The sequence below is a fragment of the Kitasatospora albolonga genome, from assembly GCA_002082585.1.
In the GTDB taxonomy this organism is placed as follows: Bacteria; Actinomycetota; Actinomycetes; order Streptomycetales; family Streptomycetaceae; genus Streptomyces; species Streptomyces stephensoniae.
The window spans coordinates 4,936,427-4,952,465 of the sequence record CP020563.1 but is presented as its reverse complement, the minus strand read 5'-3'; the positions used below and the strand labels follow the sequence as shown (position 1 = coordinate 4,952,465).

Here is a 16,039-nt window from a genome sequence, read left to right as displayed (position 1 = left end):
CCCGTGACGTACAGGGGTGACCGCCCTCAGGCGTTCAAGCGACTCGCTTACTGGTTGTACGGACCGTAGTCGTAGTCCTCCAGCGGGACGGCCTGGCCGGAGCCGGTGCCGAACGGCGAGTAGTCGATGTCGTCGTAGCCGACGGCCGAGTACATCGCGGCCTTGGCCTCCTCGGTCGGCTCGACCCGGATGTTGCGGTAGCGGGAGAGACCCGTACCGGCCGGGATGAGCTTACCGATGATGACGTTCTCCTTGAGGCCGATCAGGGAGTCCGACTTGGCGTTGATCGCCGCGTCGGTCAGGACCCTGGTCGTCTCCTGGAAGGACGCCGCCGACAGCCACGACTCGGTGGCGAGCGACGCCTTGGTGATACCCATCAGCTGCGGACGGCCGGAGGCGGGGTGACCGCCCTCGGTGACCACACGACGGTTCTCGGTCTCGAACTTCGACCGCTCGACCAGCTCGCCCGGAAGCAGCTCCGCGTCGCCGGACTCGATGATCGTCACACGGCGCAGCATCTGCCGGATGATGATCTCGATGTGCTTGTCGTGGATCGACACGCCCTGCGAGTTGTAGACCTTCTGGACTTCGCCGACCAGGTGGACCTGGACCGCACGCTGGCCGAGGATGCGCAGCACGTCGTGCGGGTTGGTGGCACCCACGGTGAGCTTCTGGCCCACCTCGACCGGGTCGCCCTCGCCCACGAGCAGACGGGCACGCTTCGAGATCGGGAACGCCGTCTCGTCGCTGCCGTCGTCCGGGGTGACGACGATCTTCTTGGTCTTCTCGGTCTCCTCGATCCGCACGCGGCCCTTGGCCTCGGAGATCGGGGCGACACCCTTCGGCGTACGGGCTTCGAAGAGCTCGACGACTCGGGGCAGACCCTGGGTGATGTCGTCACCGGCCACACCACCGGTGTGGAAGGTACGCATCGTCAGCTGGGTGCCGGGCTCACCGATGGACTGGGCGGCGATGATGCCGACCGCCTCACCGATGTCGACCAGCTTGCCGGTGGCGAGCGAGCGTCCGTAGCAGAAGGCACAGGTGCCGACCGCGGACTCACAGGTCAGGACCGAGCGGGTCTTGACCTCCTCGACTCCGGCGCCCACCAGGGCGTCGATCAGGACGTCACCGAGGTCGACGTTGGCAGGCGCGATGACCTTGCCGTCCACCACGACGTCCTCGGCGAGCATACGGGCGTAGACCGAGGTCTCGACGTCGTCCGTCTTGCGGAGCACGCCGTCGGCGCCCTTGACGGCGATCTTCAGCTTCAGGCCGCGGTCGGTGCCGCAGTCCTCCTCGCGGATGATCACGTCCTGCGAGACGTCCACCAGACGACGGGTCAGGTAACCCGAGTCGGCGGTACGCAGGGCGGTGTCCGCCAGACCCTTACGGGCACCGTGCGTGGAGATGAAGTACTCCAGAACGGTGAGGCCCTCACGGAAGGACGCCTTGATCGGACGCGGGATGGTCTCGTTCTTCGCGTTCGACACCAGACCACGCATACCGGCGATCTGCCGCATCTGCATCATGTTTCCTCGGGCACCCGAGTCAACCATCATGAAGATGGGGTTGGTCTTGGGGAAGTTCGCGTTCATCGCCTCGGCGACCTCGTTGGTCGCCTTGGTCCAGATCGCGATGAGCTCCTGCGTGCGCTCGTCCTTGGTGATCAGACCGCGCTCGTACTGCTTCTGGACCTTCTCGTCCTGCTCCTCGTAGCCCTTGACGATGGCCTTCTTGGCCTCGGGCACGACGACGTCGGAGATGGCCACGGTGACGCCCGAACGGGTCGCCCAGTGGAAGCCCGCCGCCTTCAGGTTGTCGAGCGTCGCCGCCACGATGACCTTGGGGTAGCGCTCGGCCAGGTCGTTGACGATCTCGGAGAGCTGCTTCTTGCCCACCGAGTAGTCGACGAACGGGTAGTCCTCGGGCAGCAGCTCGTTGAAGAGCGCGCGGCCCAGGCTGGTGCGCAGCCGGAAGGTGTCGCCCGGCTGGTACTCGGGCTCGCCCTCCTCGGCGACCGGCGGCACCCAGCCGCGCGGCGGCATGGTTCCGACCGGGAAGCGGATGTCGACGGTGGACTGGAGCGCCAGCTCACCGGCGTCGAACGCCATGATCGCCTCGGCCGTGGAGCCGAACGCGCGGCCCTCGCCCTTGGTGTCACGGAGCTGGCCGTCGGTGGTCAGGAAGAACAGACCGAGGACCATGTCCTGGGTCGGCATCGTGACCGGGCGGCCGTCGGCGGGCTTCAGGATGTTGTTCGAGGACAGCATCAGGATGCGGGCCTCGGCCTGCGCCTCCGCGGAGAGCGGCAGGTGCACGGCCATCTGGTCACCGTCGAAGTCCGCGTTGAACGCGGTGCAGACGAGCGGGTGGATCTGGATGGCCTTGCCCTCGACCAGCTGCGGCTCGAAGGCCTGGATGCCGAGGCGGTGCAGGGTGGGCGCGCGGTTCAGCAGCACCGGGTGCTCGGCGATGACCTCTTCGAGGACGTCGTACACGACGGTGCGGCCACGCTCGACCATGCGCTTGGCCGACTTGATGTTCTGCGCGTGGTTCAGGTCGACCAGGCGCTTCATCACGAACGGCTTGAAGAGCTCCAGCGCCATCGCCTTCGGCAGACCGCACTGGTGCAGCTTGAGCTGCGGACCGACGACGATCACGGAACGCGCGGAGTAGTCCACACGCTTGCCGAGGAGGTTCTGACGGAAGCGGCCCTGCTTGCCCTTGAGCATGTCGGACAGCGACTTCAGCGGACGGTTGCCGGGGCCCGTGACCGGGCGGCCGCGACGGCCGTTGTCGAAGAGCGCGTCGACGGCCTCCTGGAGCATGCGCTTCTCGTTGTTCACGATGATCTCGGGGGCACCGAGGTCGAGAAGGCGCTTCAGGCGGTTGTTGCGGTTGATCACACGGCGGTACAGGTCGTTCAGGTCGGAGGTCGCGAAGCGGCCACCGTCCAGCTGCACCATCGGACGCAGGTCCGGCGGGATGACCGGCACGCAGTCCAGCACCATGCCCTTGGGCTTGTTGCTGGTCTGCAGGAACGCGGAGACGACCTTGAGGCGCTTGAGCGCACGGGTCTTCTTCTGGCCCTTGCCGGTGCGGATGATCTCGCGGAGGCGCTCGGCCTCCTCGTCGAGGTCGAAGGACTCCAGGCGCTTCTGGAGCGCGGCGGCGCCCATGCAGCCGTCGAAGTACGTACCGAAGCGGTCACGCAGCTCGCGGTAGAGCAGCTCGTCGCCCTCCAGGTCCTGGACCTTGAGGTTCTTGAAGCGGCTCCACACCTCGTCGAGGCGGTCGATCTCGCGCTGCGCACGGTCGCGCAGCTGCTTCATCTCGCGCTCGGCACCTTCGCGCACCTTGCGGCGTACGTCGGCCTTGGCGCCCTCGGCCTCCAGCTCGGCCAGGTCGGTCTCGAGCTTCTTGGCCCGGGCCTCCAGGTCGGCGTCGCGGCGGTTCTCGGTCTGCTGGCGCTCGACGGAGACGTGCGCCTCCAGGGACGGCAGGTCGCGGGTACGACGCTCCTCGTCCACGAACGTGATCATGTACGCGGCGAAGTAGATGACCTTTTCCAGGTCCTTCGGCGCGAGGTCCAGCAGGTATCCGAGGCGCGAGGGAACGCCCTTGAAGTACCAGATGTGGGTGACGGGAGCGGCCAGCTCGATGTGGCCCATCCGCTCACGACGCACCTTGGCGCGAGTGACCTCGACGCCGCAGCGCTCACAGATGATGCCCTTGAAGCGGACACGCTTGTACTTGCCGCAGTAGCACTCCCAGTCCCGGGTCGGACCGAAGATCTTCTCGCAGAAGAGTCCGTCCTTTTCGGGCTTGAGCGTGCGGTAGTTGATGGTCTCCGGCTTCTTCACTTCGCCGTGGGACCAGGTCCGGATGTCGTCCGCGGTGGCAAGGCCGATCCGCAGCTCGTCGAAGAAGTTGACGTCGAGCACTTGTCGTCAATCCCTCTTTCGGGGGTTCGAGCCCCCTCGCGTCAGGCGAGAAAACGGGGCACTTCAGCAATGGTCTGAACGGGTCCGGGGAGAGCCGGCCGGATCACGGAGATCCGGCCGGCGAACCCGTCAGACCTCTTCGACGCTGCTCGGCTCGCGCCGGGACAGGTCGATACCGAGCTCCTCCGCCGCGCGGAAGACGTCCTCGTCCGTGTCGCGCATCTCGATGGACATGCCGTCCGAGGAGAGCACCTCCACGTTGAGGCAGAGCGACTGCATTTCCTTGATGAGCACCTTGAAGGACTCGGGGATGCCGGGCTCGGGGATGTTCTCGCCCTTGACGATGGCCTCGTAGACCTTCACGCGGCCGGTGACGTCGTCGGACTTGATCGTCAGCAGCTCCTGGAGGGCGTAGGCGGCGCCGTACGCCTCCAGTGCCCACACCTCCATCTCACCGAAGCGCTGTCCACCGAACTGGGCCTTACCACCCAGCGGCTGCTGGGTGATCATGGAGTACGGACCGGTCGAACGCGCGTGCAGCTTGTCGTCGACCAGGTGGTGGAGCTTGAGGATGTACATGAACCCGACCGAGACCGGGTCCGGGAATGGCTCGCCGGAGCGGCCGTCGAACAGCTTGGCCTTGCCGGAGGGCTGGACCAGGCGGTCGCCGTCGCGGTTGGGGATCGTGGCCTCGAAGAGACCGGAGATCTCGTCCTCGCGCGCACCGTCGAAGACGGGCGTGGCGACGTTGGTGCCGGGGGCGACCTGGTCGGCGCCGATGGACTGCAGGCGCTTGGCCCACTCGTCACCGAGGCCGGAGACGTCCCAGCCGCGGCTGGCGAGCCAGCCGAGGTGGATCTCCAGGACCTGTCCCGGGTTCATTCGGGACGGGACACCCAGCGGGTTGAGGATGATGTCGACCGGGGTGCCGTCCTCCAGGAACGGCATGTCCTCGATCGGCAGGATCTTGGAGATGACGCCCTTGTTGCCGTGACGGCCGGCGAGCTTGTCACCGTCGGTGATCTTGCGCTTCTGCGCAACGTAGACGCGGACCAGCTGGTTCACGCCCGGCGGCAGCTCGTCGCCCTCTTCGCGGTCGAAGACGCGGACGCCGATGACCTTGCCGATCTCACCGTGCGGCACCTTCAGCGAGGTGTCGCGCACCTCGCGCGCCTTCTCACCGAAGATCGCGCGGAGCAGGCGCTCCTCGGGCGTCAGCTCGGTCTCACCCTTGGGCGTGACCTTGCCGACGAGGATGTCACCGGCGACGACCTCGGCACCGATCCGGATGATGCCGCGCTCGTCGAGGTCGGCGAGGACCTCCTCGGAGACGTTCGGGATGTCCCGGGTGATCTCCTCGGGGCCGAGCTTGGTGTCACGGGCGTCGACCTCGTGCTCCTCGATGTGGATCGAGGAGAGGACGTCGTCCTGCACGAGGCGCTGCGACAGGATGATCGCGTCCTCGTAGTTGTGACCCTCCCACGGCATGAACGCCACGAGGAGGTTCTTGCCGAGGGCCATCTCACCGTTCTCGGTGGCCGGGCCGTCGGCCAGCACCTGGTCGGCGATGATCCGGTCGCCCTCGGAGACGACGACCTTCTGGTTGACCGAGGTGCCCTGGTTGGAGCGCATGAACTTGGCGATGCGGTACGTGGTGTACGTGCCGTCGTCGTTCGTGACGGTGATGTAGTCCGCGGAGACCTCCTGGACCACACCGTCCTTCTCGGCCTTGAGGACGTCACCGGCGTCGGTGGCGCAGCGGTACTCCATGCCGGTGCCGACGAGCGGGGCCTCCGACTTGATCAGCGGCACCGCCTGCCGCATCATGTTCGCGCCCATGAGGGCACGGTTGGCGTCGTCGTGCTCCAGGAAGGGGATCATCGCGGTGGCGACGGACACCATCTGGCGCGGCGAGACGTCCATGTAGTCCACCTCGGAGGCGGGGACGTAGTCGACCTCTCCCCCGCGGCGGCGGACCAGGACACGCGGCTCGGTGAAGCGCAGCTCCTCGGAGAGGGTCGCGTTCGCCTGGGCGATGACGAAGCGGTCCTCCTCGTCGGCGGTGATGTAGTCGACGTCGTCGGTGACCTGGCCGTCGACGACCTTGCGGTACGGCGTCTCGATGAAGCCGAACGCGTTGACGCGGCCGTACGAGGCGAGCGAACCGATCAGACCGATGTTCGGGCCTTCGGGGGTCTCGATCGGACACATGCGCCCGTAGTGCGACGGGTGCACGTCACGGACCTCGAAGCCGGCCCGCTCACGCGAGAGACCACCCGGGCCGAGCGCCGAGAGACGGCGCTTGTGGGTGAGACCCGACAGCGGGTTGTTCTGGTCCATGAACTGCGACAGCTGGCTGGTGCCGAAGAACTCCTTGATGGAGGCGACGACCGGCCGGATGTTGATCAGGGTCTGCGGCGTGATCGCCTCGACGTCCTGGGTCGTCATGCGCTCGCGCACGACGCGCTCCATCCGCGCCAGGCCCGTACGGACCTGGTTCTGGATGAGCTCGCCGACGTTGCGCAGACGGCGGTTGCCGAAGTGGTCGATGTCGTCGGTCTCGACGACGATCTCCCGGCCCGACTCACCGATCGTCTCGGTCTCACCGGCGTGCAGCTTGACCAGGTACTTGATGGTCGCGATGACGTCGTCGGTGGTGAGCACCCCGGCGTCCAGCGGCTCATCGGCGCCGAGCTTCTTGTTCACCTTGTAGCGGCCGACCTTCGCGAGGTCGTAGCGCTTCGGGTTGAAGTAGAGGTTCTCGAGCAGCGTCTGAGCGGCCTCGCGGGTGGGCGGCTCGCCCGGGCGCAGCTTGCGGTAGATGTCGAGCAGCGCGTCGTCCTGGCCCTGGGTGTGGTCCTTCTCCAGGGTGGCGCGCATGGACTCGTACTCGCCGAACTCCTCGAGGATCTGCTCGGTGCTCCAGCCGAGCGCCTTGAGAAGGACGGTGACGGACTGCTTGCGCTTGCGGTCGATGCGGACACCGACCATGTCGCGCTTGTCGATCTCCATCTCCAGCCAGGCACCCCGGGAGGGGATGATCTTGGCGGAGAAGATGTCCTTGTCGGACGTCTTGTCGATGGAGGAGTCGAAGTAGACACCCGGCGAGCGGACCAGCTGCGACACCACGACACGCTCGGTGCCGTTGATGACGAAGGTGCCCTTGTTGGTCATGAGCGGGAAGTCGCCCATGAAGACCGTCTGGGACTTGATCTCGCCGGTCTCGTTGTTGGTGAACTCGGCCGTGACGAAGAGCGGCGCGGCGAACGTGAAGTCGCGCTCCTTGCACTCCTCGATCGAGTTCTTCGGGGGCTCGAAGCGGTGGTCGCGGAACGTGAGCGACATCGACCCGGAGAAGTCCTCGATCGGTGAGATCTCCTCGAAGATCTCCTCCAGGCCGGACTTGGTGGGGACGTCTTGTCCACTGTCCAGAGCAGCCTCGACGCGAGCCTTCCAGGCGGCATTGCCGAGGAGCCAGTCAAAGCTCTCGGTCTGCAGCGCGAGGAGGTTCGGAACCTCGAGGGGCTCCTTGATCTTTGCAAAGGAGATGCGCAGCGGGGCGGTGCTGGCACCGTTGTTCGTATTCGCGGTCGAGGCGTTGCGCGAGGCGGCCAAGAGGGGGTCCTTCCGAGGGCTCGGACTCACTACGCGCGTACCGGTCCCGCATTGGACACCCAGACACACCGTCCCGAACCGGCCGAAAAGGCCAGCTCAGCGAGGGTCGGTCATCGATGCTCAAGTGCGGGCATGCCCCTGGTGACGGGCAGGAGGCAGCTAACAGGCAGCGCAAAGGGTCAGTGTAGCCAAGCGGCACACTGATGTCCAGTCGGGGTTCTCAGAGACCCACGTTGCTCTCAACAGCTGTTCTCAACTACCTATGTGGTCAGGCCCTCGCGCGGGGTGCGCTCTTCTTTACTGCCCTCTTCACTCTCGATCCATGCCTCGGATACGGATCGAAGTGAGGACGCGTCCTGAGAATTGCGCGCCTCGTGCCGTTCGTCAAGGCCCACCGGTCCGGACGGGCCCTTGGGAGCGGGCTCCGGCCGCCCCGGGGAAGCCTTCAGCAGGCCCCTGGACGCCTCGCGGAGACGCACGGCGAAGATCACCCTACTCGTCACCGGGAGAAGAGCAAGGCAGCCGCCACGGGTACGCCGAAGGGCGACCACCCGGATGGATGATCGCCCTTCGGTACGGACGCGGGACGCGCCCGGGGAGTCGCTGCGGACTCCCGGGGTGTTACTTGACCTCGACGGAAGCGCCGGCGGCCTTGAGGGACTCGGCAGCCTTCTCGGCGGCCTCCTTGGCGACCTTCTCGAGGACCGGCTTCGGGGTGCCGTCGACGAGGTCCTTGGCCTCCTTCAGACCCAGCGAGGTCAGCTCACGCACGACCTTGATGACCTGGATCTTCTTCTCGCCGGCGCCGGTGAGGATGACGTCGAACTCGTCCTTCTCCTCGACGGCCTCGGCAACGGCGCCCGGGCCGGCCGGACCGGCGACGGCGACGGCCGCGGCGGCGGTGACGTCGAACTTCTCCTCGAACGCCTTCACGAACTCGGAGAGCTCGATGAGGGTCATCTCCTCGAACTGCGCGAGCAGGTCTTCCTGGGACAGCTTCGCCATGACAGGCGTCCTTCCACTATTCGGCAGGTGCCGGGGGTGTATGTCGGCGGGCGTACGTGGAGCCCGCTGGACCGCTGAGCGTGATTACTCGGCGGCCTCGGCGGGAGCCGGAGTACCGGCACCGCCCTGCTCTTCCTTCTTGGCGCGAAGAGCTTCCGCGGTGCGGACGAACTTGGAGGGCAGGGCCTGGAAGACCTGCGCCGCCTGCGTCTGCTTGCCCTTGAAAGCACCGGCCAGCTTGGAGAGCAGAACCTCGCGGGACTCGAGGTCCGCGAGCTTCTTGATCTCATCGGCGGACAGCGCCTTACCGTCAAGGACACCGCCCTTGATGATGAGGTTGGGGTTGTCCTTGGCGAAGTCACGAAGACCCTTCGCCGACTCCACCGGGTCACCGGTGACGAAGGCAACCGCCGTCGGACCCGAGAACAGGTCGTCCAGCGCGTCGATCCCGGCCTCGTTGGCCGCAATCTTGGTCAGCGTGTTCTTCACCACGGCGTACTGGGCGTTCTCACCGAGCGAACGGCGCAGCTCCTTGAGCTGTGCCACGGTGAGACCCCGGTACTCGGTCAGCACGGCGGCGTTCGAGCTGCGGAACTGGTCCGTCAGCTCGGCTACCGCGGCAGCCTTGTCGGGCCTTGCCATGAGCGTCGGCCTCCTTCCGGGTGATGAGGACCGCTCAGAAGGGGCCGGGAAAGACGAAACGCCCCAGCACAAGTGCCAGGGCGCGGCTCGACCGGACAGAGTCCGGGAGCAATTCCACAGTCACCTGCGCAGGTCGTCCGGTCTAGCGGAACCTTCGGTCACCGTCCCCCTCGCGGGAGCACAGCGACGACCAGCGGTCTTTGGCTTCCTGTGGAGCGTACGCGACCGGGGGCGCGCCGGGCAAATCCGGCGCCGATCACCCCGGTGCGGGAGGTTTGGCCGCAGGTCAGGAGAGCCCCGCGCCCTCCTGCTTCAGCAGCTCCGTGAAGTCTGCGGTGTCGGAGGCCGGAGGCTTCTCCACGGAGACGGCCGTGCCGTAGTCGCTGTAGAAGGCCGTCGTGTTGAACGCGCCGAGCGCGCTCTCGCCGCGCTCGGTCTTCTTCACCAGCAGGTCGTCCTTGTCGACCCAGATGTCGACGGTCTGCGTGGTGACTCCGGCGGCGGAGAGCTGCTCCTTGAGGGCCTCCAGCTGCTCGGCGTCCAGGGCGCTGTTCCGCGCGGTGAGCTCCGCCACGTCGACCGTGCCGGAGTAGCGCGTCGCGGACACGCCCCGGACGTCCTCCTGGCCGACCTTCTTGACGTCCCCGGCGGCCAGCAGAGCCTTCACGCCCTCCTGGGGGTCCTGCTTCTGCAGCTGCTCCTTCATGGCGTCGCCCGCGGGCCCGCCGAGCTCGGCGAGATCCTCGAAGGCGTACCGGACCCAGCGCTTGCCGCCCGACTGCGCAGCGAACTCCTTGCCCATGTCGGCGTAGTACGCGTCCTTGAAATAGCGCGCCTCGACCGACTTGGGGCCGCCCTGCTGCTCGGCCATCGTGCCGCCGGTGTACGTGATGGTGAGCGAGCCCGTGAGGCCGTCCGCCCAGCTGATGGCCCCCGTCTGCTTCATCGAGACGGCGTCGCCCATCTTCGTGGTGCCCTCGACGCGGGCCGACTGCGCGGTGCCGGACTTCTTCTGGATCTGCTGGAGCGCCGCGAGGTGGTTCACCCCGGCCGCACCTGCGGCTTTCGGCTTGCTCTCCGTACCGGAGCCGCTGTTGCCGTCCCCGCCGCCGCTGCAGGCCGCCACCGACATCAGGGCCACCACCGCGGCCCCCGTACCCACGCGCCGTATCGTGCTCGTCCTCATCGGACCGGTCCACCCCTCGTTGTTGTCCTGCCGTACCCGCCCCACACTGGCACAGGGCACTGACAGTCACTCGTTCTCACGGGTATGCCCTCACGGACACGTCCCGCGTGTTCTTCCTTCGGATACGAGGACGGGCCCCGCACCTCGAAAGGTTGCGGGGCCCGTCCACACAGTGCACGCGTGCGACGCGGCTACCAGGTGAGCGCGGTGGCTCAGACGGCGGCCGGGTCCTCCTCGACGAGGAGGTTGCGGGTGCGGTTGGCGTCCAGCGGGATGCCGGGGCCCATCGTGGTGGCCAGCGCGGCCTTCTTGATGTAGCGGCCCTTGGCGGCGGACGGCTTCAGACGGAGGACCTCGTCCAGCGCCGCTGCGTAGTTCTCCACCAGCTTGGTCTCGTCGAACGAGACCTTGCCGATGATGAAGTGCAGGTTGGAGTGCTTGTCGACGCGGAACTCGATCTTTCCGCCCTTGATGTCGTTGACAGCCTTGGCGACATCGGGGGTGACGGTGCCGGTCTTCGGGTTCGGCATCAGACCACGCGGACCGAGCACGCGGCCCAGGCGGCCGACCTTGCCCATGAGGTCCGGGGTGGCGACGACGGCGTCGAAGTCCAGACGTCCCTTGGCCACCTCGTCGATGAGCTCGTCGGCGCCGACGATGTCGGCTCCGGCGGCTTCCGCGGCCGCAGCACGGTCACCGGTCGCGAAGACCAGGACCCGGGCGGTCTTGCCGGTGCCGTGCGGGAGGTTCACGGTGCCGCGGACCATCTGGTCGGCCTTGCGCGGGTCGACACCCAGGCGGAAGGCGACCTCGACGGTGCCGTCGAACTTCGTGGAGGCGGTCTCCTTGGCGAGACGGACGGCCTCGAGGGGGGCGTACAGGCGCTCCCGGTCGATCTTGGCGTCCGCAGCGCGGAGGTTCTTGCTGCGCTTCACTTCTACTCCTGTGGTTTCAGAGTGTGGAGTCGTGGTGCGGACCAGCGCTTGGTCCTACCACTGGGGGGCTACGGGGCTGAATCAGCCTTCGACCGTGATGCCCATGGAACGGGCGGTACCGGCAATGATCTTCGACGCGGCGTCGAGGTCATTGGCGTTCAGGTCGGGGAGCTTCGTCGTGGCGATCTCGCGGACCTGGGCGGCCGTCAGCTTGGCGACCTTGGTCTTGTGCGGCTCGCCGGAGCCCTTGTCCACACCCGCGGCCTTGAGGATCAGCTTGGCGGCCGGCGGAGTCTTCGTGACGAAGGTGAAGGAACGGTCCTCGTAGACCGTGATCTCCACCGGCACGACCATGCCACGCTGCGACTCGGTCGCGGCGTTGTAGGCCTTGCAGAACTCCATGATGTTGACGCCGTGCTGACCGAGCGCGGGGCCGACCGGCGGGGCCGGGTTCGCCGCACCGGCGTTGATCTGGAGCTTGATAAGCCCCGTGACCTTCTTCTTCTTGGGAGGCATTGCTCTCTCCGGGTCCTAGTGAGAGTGTTTCGCCGCCGATTCCGGTCATCCGGATGGAGGCATACCGCACAACGATAACGGGTATAGCTGTGCGACCAAAAACCAAGCAGGTCAGAAGGGCCGCGAAGCCCTTCTGACCTGCTGGGTAGGCATGTGTCCAGAGAGCGGCGGAGCCGCTAGTTCTTCTGGATCTGGTCGAAGCTGAGCTCGACCGGGGTCTCGCGGCCGAAGATCTCGACGAGGCCCTTGACCTTCTTCGAGTCGGCGTTGATCTCGTTGATCGTGGCCTGGAGGGTGGCGAACGGACCGTCGGTGACGGTGACCGCGTCGCCCACCTCGAAGTCCAGCACCTGGACCTCGACCTTGCGGGACGGAGCGGGCTTGCCCTCGGCCTCAGCGGCCTCGCGGGCGGCCTTCTCCTCGGCCTCCGGGGCGAGCATCTTGACGATCTCGTCCAGGGTCAGCGGGTACGGGTCGTAGGCGTTGCCCACGAAGCCGGTGACGCCCGGCGTGTTCCGCACGACGCCCCAGGACTCGTTCGTCAGGTCCATGCGCACCAGCACATAGCCGGGGAGCTTGTTCTGCCGGACGTTCTTGCGCTCGCCGTTCTTGATCTGGACGATTTCCTCCTCAGGCACCTCGGCCTGATAGATGAACTCCTCCACGTTGAGCGAGACGGCGCGCTGCTCCAGGTTGGCCTTCACACGCTTCTCGTAACCGGCGTACGTGTGGATGACGTACCACTCGCCGGGGAGGGTGCGGAGCTCCTCGCGCAGGGCGGCGACGGGGTCGACGGGGGCGGCCGGCTCGGCCTCCTCCTCATCGGCGCTCTCGTCGTCGGCCTCGGCGGCTTCCGCGGCCTCGGCGACGGCGGCGTCCTCGTCGGCCTCGACCGTCTCGTCCGCCACGGCCTCGGTGTCCACAGCGGTCTCGGCCGGGTCGGGCTCCACGGAGTCAGCAGCCTCAACGATGTCGAGCTCGTCCTTGCCGGACTTGGAGGCGCCCGCCTCGGGCTCGACGGCGTCGTTCAGGTTCGGGTCAGACACGATGGCTGCTTCTTCCTGGATACAAAGGGTGGAACATGCGGAGGGGGGCGCCGGTCCGACGCCTTCCGCCGACTCAGCCGAAGACGTACTTGACGACTCGTGCGAACCCCATGTCGAGAACGGTAACGATACCGATCATCACGACGACGAACACGATCACGACGATGGTGTACGTCGTCAGCTGGCTGCGAGTCGGCCAGACAACCTTACGGAGTTCGGCGACGATCTGGCGGTAGAACAGCGCGAGACGGCCCAGAGGACCCTTCTTGCCGCGCTTGCCGCCCTTCCGAGTCTTCTTCTTGGACTCGGGGGATTCATCCTCAGCATCAGGCATGTCGATGGAGCCCACGGCGTCCGTCACGCTTCTCACCTGATTCCGGGTCGTGGCCGTGCCGCGCCCGGTGGAGCCGCACGGCTGTGCAATGAAGTACGTACATGCGCACACATCCTGGCGAAGGAGTGTGTAGCAGGGCCGGAGGGACTTGAACCCCCAACCGCTGGTTTTGGAGACCAGTGCTCTACCAATTGAGCTACGACCCTTTGTGGTTTCCACCAACCTACCGCATGTTCCCGGATGCCCGGGTGCAGGAACGGTGTGGCTGGTGAAGGCCAACGACAGGTGAGTGTACGTGCTCAGCGCCGCTGCGTCGAACAGACAACTACCGACCGGTCCTGTCCGGTTCCCTTTCGGGTCCTGTCCGGGTCTCGTCCGGTCCCTGAAACGCGTGCGCCGACGGGTTTTCCGGTCTGCGAGCATGGGGCCATGAGCGCTGCAACTTCCCCGTCCGAGCGCCGGGTATCCGCCCGCGTCGGTGCGATCTCCGAGTCCGCGACCCTCGCCGTCGACGCCAAGGCCAAGGCCCTCAAGGCCGCCGGCCGTCCGGTGATCGGCTTCGGTGCAGGCGAGCCCGACTTCCCGACCCCCGGCTACATCGTCGACGCCGCGGTCGAAGCCTGCCGCAACCCGAAGTACCACCGCTACACCCCGGCCGGCGGGCTCCCCGAGCTCAAGGCCGCCATCGCGGAGAAGACCCTGCGGGACTCCGGGTACGAGGTCGACGCGAGCCAGATCCTGGTGACCAACGGCGGCAAGCAGGCCATCTACGAGGCTTTCGCCGCGATCCTCGACCCGGGCGACGAGGTCATCGTCCCCGCCCCGTACTGGACCACCTACCCCGAGTCGATCCGGCTCGCCGGAGGTGTCCCGGTCGAGGTCGTCGCCGACGAGACCACCGGCTACCGGGTCTCCGTCGAGCAGCTGGAGGCCGCGCGCACCGAGCGGACGAAGGTCGTCCTCTTCGTCTCGCCGTCCAACCCGACCGGCGCGGTCTACAGCGAGGCCGACGCGGAGGCCATCGGCCGCTGGGCCGTCGAGCACGGCCTGTGGGTCATGACGGACGAGATCTACGAGCACCTCGTCTACGGCGACGCGGCCTTCACCTCGCTCCCGGCGATCGTCCCGGAGCTGCGCGACAAGTGCATCGTCGTCAACGGCGTCGCCAAGACGTACGCGATGACCGGCTGGCGCGTGGGGTGGATCATCGGCCCCAGGGACGTCGTCAAGGCCGCGACCAACCTCCAGTCGCACGCCACCTCCAACGTCTCCAACGTGGCCCAGGTCGCCGCGCTCGCGGCCGTCTCCGGCCCGCTGGACGCCGTCGCGGAGATGCGCACCGCCTTCGACCGCCGCCGCAAGCTGATCGTGCGGATGCTCAACGAGATCGACGGCGTGCTCTGCCCGGAGCCCGAGGGCGCGTTCTACGCCTACCCGTCGGTGAAGGGCCTGCTCGGCAAGGAGATCCGCGGCAAGCGCCCGGCCGACTCGGTCGAGCTCGCGGCCCTGATCCTGGACGAGGCCGAGGTGGCCGTCGTCCCGGGCGAGGCTTTCGGCACCCCGGGGTACCTCCGCCTCTCCTACGCCCTGGGCGACGACGACCTGATCGAGGGCGTCTCCCGCATCCAGAAGCTGCTGGGCGAGGCCAGGGACTGAGAAGCCCGCGCGATTGTGCCCCCGGCCGCCCCGGCCGGGGGCACTTTCTGTTCGAGGCCCACTCCAAAGAGGAAAGCGGCTTTCGCTCCGGCCCGCCCGTGCGGCAGGATCTTCCGATGGAGCGTGATGTACGTCTGTTGCCCAAGGCCCACCTGCACCTGCACTTCACCGGGTCGATGCGGCCCACCACCCTGCTCGAACTCGCCGACAAGTACGGGGTCCACCTCCCCGACGCACTGACCGGCGGCGAGCCCCCGAAACTGCGGGCGACCGACGAGCGGGGCTGGTTCCGCTTCCAGCGGCTCTACGACATCGCCCGGTCCTGTCTGCGGTCCCCCGAGGACATCCACCGCCTGGTCCGCGAGAGCGCCCAGGAGGACGTGGCGGACGGCTCCGGGTGGCTGGAGATCCAGGTCGACCCCACCTCGTACGCCCCGCTGCTCGGCGGGCTGATCCCGGCCATCGAGATCATCCTCGACGCGGTGGACAGCGCCTCGCGGGACACCGGGCTCGGGATGCGCGTGGTGATCGCCGCCAACCGGATGAAGCACCCGCTGGACGCCCGGACCCTGGCCCGGCTGGCCGTGCGGTACGCGGACCGGGGCGTCGTCGGCTTCGGGCTCTCCAACGACGAGCGGCGCGGCATGGCCCGCGACTTCGACCGGGCCTTCGCCATCGCGCGGGAGGGCGGTCTGCTGGCGGCTCCGCACGGCGGGGAGCTGGCGGGCCCCTCCAGCGTCCGCGACTGCCTGGACGACCTGGACGCCTCGCGCATCGGCCACGGGGTGCGGGCCGCCGAGGACCCCCGGCTGCTGGCGCGGCTGGCCGAGCGCCAGGTGACCTGCGAGGTCTGCCCGTCCTCCAACGTGGCGCTCGGCGTCTACGAGAAGTCCGTGGACGTCCCCCTGCGCACTCTGTTCGACGCGGGGGTGCCGATGGCGCTCGGCGCGGACGACCCGCTGCTGTTCGGCTCGCGGCTGGCCGCGCAGTACGAGCTGGTCCGCCGCGACCACGGCTTCACCGACGCGGAGCTGGCCGAGCTGGCCCGCCAGTCGGTGCGCGGGTCGGCCGCGCCCGTGGACGTACGGGAGAAGCTGCTGTCGGGGATCGACGACTGGCTGGCGGGCTGAGCAGAAGCGCCGTTACGTGCCCCGAGG

The 16,039-nt window shown here is 67.5% G+C and carries 12 protein-coding genes and 1 tRNA gene; 3 read left to right on the top strand and 10 right to left on the bottom strand.

What is annotated here, in order from left to right; genetic code table 11:
* Positions 1–47 precede the first annotated feature (47 nt).
* Together B7C62_21870 and B7C62_21865 are read right to left on the bottom strand one after the other, a co-directional pair.
* Positions 48–3,947: a DNA-directed RNA polymerase subunit beta' gene (locus B7C62_21870; GenBank protein ID ARF74580.1), complete on the bottom strand. Its 3,900-nt coding sequence runs from the start codon at positions 3,945–3,947 to the stop codon at positions 48–50.
* A gap of 129 nt (positions 3,948–4,076) precedes the next feature.
* The gene (locus tag B7C62_21865) at positions 4,077–7,562 is read right to left on the bottom strand and encodes a DNA-directed RNA polymerase subunit beta (GenBank protein ID ARF74579.1); all 3,486 of its coding nucleotides are present in this window, start codon (positions 7,560–7,562) and stop codon (positions 4,077–4,079) included.
* Here B7C62_21865 and B7C62_21860 point away from each other — a divergent pair.
* Positions 7,530–7,766 carry a hypothetical protein gene (locus B7C62_21860; GenBank protein ARF77315.1) on the top strand — a complete coding sequence of 79 codons (237 nt, stop codon included), beginning with the start codon at positions 7,530–7,532 and terminating at the stop codon, positions 7,764–7,766. The two genes, B7C62_21865 and B7C62_21860, sit on opposite strands and share 33 nt — an antisense overlap.
* A gap of 417 nt (positions 7,767–8,183) precedes the next feature.
* On the opposite strand, the gene B7C62_21855 is transcribed toward B7C62_21860, so the two are convergent.
* The 8 genes from B7C62_21855 to B7C62_21820 form a co-directional block, all read right to left on the bottom strand.
* Entirely contained in the window at positions 8,184–8,567 is a 384-nt protein-coding gene (locus tag B7C62_21855) for a 50S ribosomal protein L7/L12 (protein ARF74578.1), read from the bottom strand.
* 84 nt (positions 8,568–8,651) lie between these two features.
* Positions 8,652–9,209 carry a 50S ribosomal protein L10 gene (locus B7C62_21850; GenBank protein ID ARF74577.1) on the bottom strand — a complete coding sequence of 186 codons (558 nt, stop codon included), beginning with the start codon at positions 9,207–9,209 and terminating at the stop codon, positions 8,652–8,654.
* A 286-nt stretch (positions 9,210–9,495) separates the two neighbouring features.
* Positions 9,496–10,395, bottom strand: a complete 900-nt coding sequence (locus B7C62_21845) for a hypothetical protein (protein ARF77314.1) — start codon at positions 10,393–10,395, stop codon at positions 9,496–9,498.
* 212 nt (positions 10,396–10,607) lie between these two features.
* Complete coding sequence (locus B7C62_21840) at positions 10,608–11,330, bottom strand: 50S ribosomal protein L1 (GenBank protein ID ARF74576.1); 723 nt, start codon at positions 11,328–11,330, stop codon at positions 10,608–10,610.
* Positions 11,331–11,411: 81 nt separating this feature from the next.
* Positions 11,412–11,846 (bottom strand): 50S ribosomal protein L11, encoded by a 435-nt coding sequence (locus tag B7C62_21835; protein ID ARF74575.1) that lies wholly within the window; start codon positions 11,844–11,846, stop codon positions 11,412–11,414.
* 176 nt (positions 11,847–12,022) lie between these two features.
* On the bottom strand, positions 12,023–12,892 hold the full coding sequence (locus B7C62_21830; protein ARF74574.1) for a transcription termination/antitermination factor NusG: 870 nt from the start codon (positions 12,890–12,892) through the stop codon (positions 12,023–12,025).
* A gap of 73 nt (positions 12,893–12,965) precedes the next feature.
* On the bottom strand, positions 12,966–13,253 hold the full coding sequence (locus tag B7C62_21825) for a preprotein translocase subunit SecE (protein ARF74573.1): 288 nt from the start codon (positions 13,251–13,253) through the stop codon (positions 12,966–12,968).
* Positions 13,254–13,356: 103 nt separating this feature from the next.
* A tRNA-Trp gene (locus tag B7C62_21820) sits at positions 13,357–13,432 on the bottom strand.
* Between the two features lie 223 nt (positions 13,433–13,655).
* Between B7C62_21820 and B7C62_21815 the strand changes: the two genes are divergently transcribed.
* Both B7C62_21815 and B7C62_21810 read left to right on the top strand, forming a co-directional pair.
* Positions 13,656–14,882, top strand: a complete 1,227-nt coding sequence (locus B7C62_21815) for an aspartate aminotransferase (GenBank protein ID ARF74572.1) — start codon at positions 13,656–13,658, stop codon at positions 14,880–14,882.
* Between the two features lie 116 nt (positions 14,883–14,998).
* On the top strand, positions 14,999–16,012 hold the full coding sequence (locus tag B7C62_21810) for an adenosine deaminase (GenBank protein ID ARF74571.1): 1,014 nt from the start codon (positions 14,999–15,001) through the stop codon (positions 16,010–16,012).
* Positions 16,013–16,039: the final 27 nt, after the last annotated feature.

Bases quoted from the DNA above. Each gene is read 5' to 3' on its own strand.
- B7C62_21855 (ARF74578.1), bottom strand. From the start codon at position 8,567: ATGGCGAAGCTGTCCCAGGAAGACCTGCTCGCGCAGTTCGAGGAGATG.
- B7C62_21850 (ARF74577.1), bottom strand. From the start codon at position 9,209: ATGGCAAGGCCCGACAAGGCTGCCGCGGTAGCCGAGCTGACGGACCAG.
- B7C62_21845 (ARF77314.1), bottom strand. From the start codon at position 10,395: ATGAGGACGAGCACGATACGGCGCGTGGGTACGGGGGCCGCGGTGGTG.
- B7C62_21835 (ARF74575.1), bottom strand. From the start codon at position 11,846: ATGCCTCCCAAGAAGAAGAAGGTCACGGGGCTTATCAAGCTCCAGATC.
- B7C62_21815 (ARF74572.1), top strand. From the start codon at position 13,656: ATGAGCGCTGCAACTTCCCCGTCCGAGCGCCGGGTATCCGCCCGCGTC.
- B7C62_21810 (ARF74571.1), top strand. From the start codon at position 14,999: ATGGAGCGTGATGTACGTCTGTTGCCCAAGGCCCACCTGCACCTGCAC.